Genomic DNA, 1,268 nt, shown 5'->3' on the forward strand with positions numbered 1-1,268 from the left:
GGGCGCTGCCGCGGCGGCGGCGGCAGCAGCGCAGATGGGTTCCGGCGGCGCGGGCTCCTCCGCGCCGGGCCGGGACGACTACCCGGGCCCGTGGACCCAGCCGACCGGGCCCGTCGCGGTGGGCGGCCCGCTCCAGAGCGGCCCGCAGTCCGCGGCCCCACCCCAGACCGGTGACTACGGCCACGCCCTGGCCGGCGCCGTCGGCGGCCCCGGCGGCGCACCCCATGGTGGCCCCCAGGCGGGCATGCCCCAGGGCGGGCCCGGACAGGGTGGGCCTGGACCCAGTGGACACGGTCAGAGCGGGCAAGGCGGCCAGGGACAGGGCGCACCCGGAATGGGCGCGCCGGGACTGAGCGGGCCCGGCTTGGGCGGCCCCGCTCAGGGCGTTCCCGGGCAGGCCGGGCCGGGACAGAGCGGGCCGGGGCAGGGCGGCGGGACGCAGGGCGGGGGGCCGTTCGGGGCGCCCGCGTCGCACCCCGCGGGCAACGGCCCCATGGGCGCGCCCGGCACGCCCCAGGGCCGTCCCTTCCAGGCGGGAGGCCCCGGCACGCGACCCGGCGGGACGGCGGGCCCGGGAGGCACGCCACCGTCCAAGCAGCGCCGTACGCTGACCCTGGCCCTTTCCGGCGCCGCCGCCGCGGCCCTGCTCGTCGTCGTGGGCGCCGTGGTCGTGCAGGCCAACAGCCAGAAGGTCCCGGTCGTGGCCGTGGACAACGCCACCGACAACACCAACGGCAACAGCAACGGCTCCGGCGGCGGCCAGCCGCCCGCATCGGTCGAGCAGTCGCCGCCCGTGACGCCCCCCGCGGAGACCTCGGCCCCGGTTCCCACCCTGGACATCGAGCCGGAGGAGACCACCAAGAGCGAGTCCGCCAAGGAGCCGATCGCCCAGGTGCCCGACCCGGTCACGCAGGCTCCCGCGCCCGAGACCACCACGAGCAGCCCCGACCCCAAGCCGACGAAGAAGAAGCAGAGCAACCTCGTCGACCCGGACCCGGAGCCGACCGCGGCGCCGACCTCCGGCCCCACGACAACCCTGCCTCCCACCAAGAAGCCCACGGCCAGGCCGACCGCGGCACCGCAGAAGCCCAACATGACCAAGGCCACCACGGTGTGCGGCGCGGGCTACAAGGTCATCGACTCGCGCGCCCTGGGGTCCAGCGCGACGGTCTACCTGCTGTACAGCAGCAGCGCGGCCAAGAACTGCGTGGTGACCATCTCGCGCATGCTGTGGCCCGGCAAGATGTCCATGAACGCGACCCTCCAGG

Annotated in this window: 1 pseudogene; it reads left to right on the plus strand. The window is 76.7% G+C overall.

The window, feature by feature from the left end:
• Positions 1-334 precede the first annotated feature (334 nt).
• Positions 335-1,268 (plus strand): annotated as a pseudogene (locus tag ABD844_RS08165) (hypothetical protein); the annotation flags it as partial.

Origin of the sequence: Nonomuraea antimicrobica, from assembly GCF_039536965.1 — a bacterium.
In the GTDB taxonomy this organism is placed as follows: domain Bacteria; phylum Actinomycetota; class Actinomycetes; order Streptosporangiales; family Streptosporangiaceae; genus Nonomuraea; species Nonomuraea antimicrobica.